Source organism: Chamaesiphon sp. VAR_48_metabat_403 (genome assembly GCF_031422475.1).
Classification (GTDB): Bacteria; Cyanobacteriota; Cyanobacteriia; order Cyanobacteriales; family Chamaesiphonaceae; genus Chamaesiphon.
Genome location: NZ_JANPLS010000054.1, coordinates 1 through 2,122 on the forward strand (window position 1 = coordinate 1; position 2,122 = coordinate 2,122).

General features: G+C 45.9%; 1 pseudogene. It reads right to left on the reverse strand.

Annotated elements, in window-relative coordinates:
* Window positions 1-96 precede the first annotated feature (96 nt).
* Window positions 97-2,122: pseudogene (leuS, locus tag RMO79_RS02695) on the reverse strand (leucine--tRNA ligase); the annotation flags it as partial.

Below are 2,122 nucleotides of genomic sequence, written 5' to 3' on the forward strand. Positions count from 1 at the left end.
GATAGGTTTTAGGTTTTAGGTTTTAGGCTTTAGGGAATAGAAAAATGTAAGGTGGGCAGTGCCCACCCTACTACTACGGAATTTTAGGTTAACTCATTAACCAATAATAAAGTTGACTAACTTTCCTGGTACGACGATTACCTTTTTAATCTCCTTACCTTCGGCAAACTTTTTAGTTATCGATGACTCCCGCGCGTAGGCTTCTAAAGTTGCCGAATCTTTAGTCGCTGGGACTTGAATCGTGCCGCGAGTTTTGCCCATAATTTGAATTACCAAGGTAATTTCATCGGCTTCTAACGCAGCAGGATCGAATTGACACCAGGGATGCTCGTGAACCGAACCGGAATGTCCGGTTAATTGCCACAGTTCCTCTACCATGTGGGGTGCGAATGGTGCGGCTAAAATCATCAGGGTTTCGATCGCATCGGCATACACATGCGACTCTTTGCAATCGGCATCGGTAATCGCATTACTCAGTTTCATCAATTCGGAGATGGCTGTATTAAACTGATATTCGCCATCTAAATCTTCAGTAATTGCTTGAATGGCATGGTGAACGAATCGACGTAAATCTTTTTCGGATTTTGATAATTCTCCACTAGTAGCCACGATCGGTTGACAACAGATCGCCAGTCGCCACAAGCGATTCAGAAATCGAAATTGTCCTTCGACATCTGCTTCATCCCATTCTAAATCTTTTTCTGGCGGTGCTTTAAATAAGATAAACATCCGCGCTGTATCTGCACCGTATTTAGAGATCACCTGCTCTGGATCGATGCCATTATATTTAGATTTAGACATCTTCTCGAACGAGACTTCTAGTACATCGCCAGTTACCGGATCTTGAGGACTTCTGGGATCTGTAATGCTAGTTGGTGCGATATATTTACCCGTCTGGGGGTTTTTATAAGTGGTGGATTGCACCATTCCCTGAGTCAACAATTTTTTGAACGGTTCGTCAAAATTTAGCAGTTTCGTTTTACCCCGATCTCCCGCCCCAAAATCTCGAATTATTTTCGTAAAGAAGCGGGCATATAGTAAGTGCAAAACTGCGTGTTCGATCCCGCCGACATATTGGTCTACAGGCATCCAATCATTGGTAATATTAGAGTCGAAGATTTGCTGGTCGTTATTGGCATCTGGATAACGCAAGAAATACCAAGAAGAATCGACAAACGTATCCATCGTATCGGTTTCCCGCTTGGCTGGCGTGCCACAAGTCGGGCATGATACATTTACCCACGACTCTAATTGCGCCAACGGATTACCACCTTTGCCTGTAAATTCGACATCTTCAGGCAATTTAACTGGTAAATCTGCCTCTGGAACTGGTACCGCACCACAATTCGGGCAATGGACGATCGGAATTGGTACGCCCCAATAACGTTGGCGCGAAATCAGCCAATCTCGCAGGCGATATTGAATTTTGCCATTGCCATAACCCTGCTGCTCGGCGTAGTCAATTATCGATTTCTTCGCGGTAACGGAATCTAACCCGTCGAATTGAAGGGAATTTATGATCGTTCCCGCTTCTGTATACGCAGCCGCCAGCGGTTCGCCAGGATTCTGACTCGATGCGGTAATTACTTGCGTAATTGGTAACTGATATTGCTTCGCAAATTTGAAATCGCGAACGTCGTGCGCGGGAACGCCCATCACCGCACCAGTCCCGTATTCGTACAAGACATAATCGGCAATCCAGATCGGTACTTCTGTCCCCGTAAACGGATTAATCGCCATCGCGCCTGTAAATACGCCCCGCTTGGGTTTATCTTCCGCCGTGCGATCGATCTCGCTTTGACTCTTAATTTCCGCAACGAAGGCATCTACAGCCGCCTTTTGGTTGGAAGTAGTCACCTGTGCCGTTAATGGGTGTTCTGGAGCTAATACGACGTAACTCACGCCATAAACCGTGTCGGGACGAGTTGTAAATACAGCAATTTTCTCATCTGTACCGACAATGGGGAATTCTAGATTCGCCCCGATCGATTTACCGATCCAATTTGCCTGCATCGTGCGGACTTTTTCCGGCCATCCTGATAACTGCTCCAGATCGGTCAATAATTGCTCGGCATAGTCGGTAATTTAAAAGTACCACTGCTTGAGAGCCTTCTTCTCGACG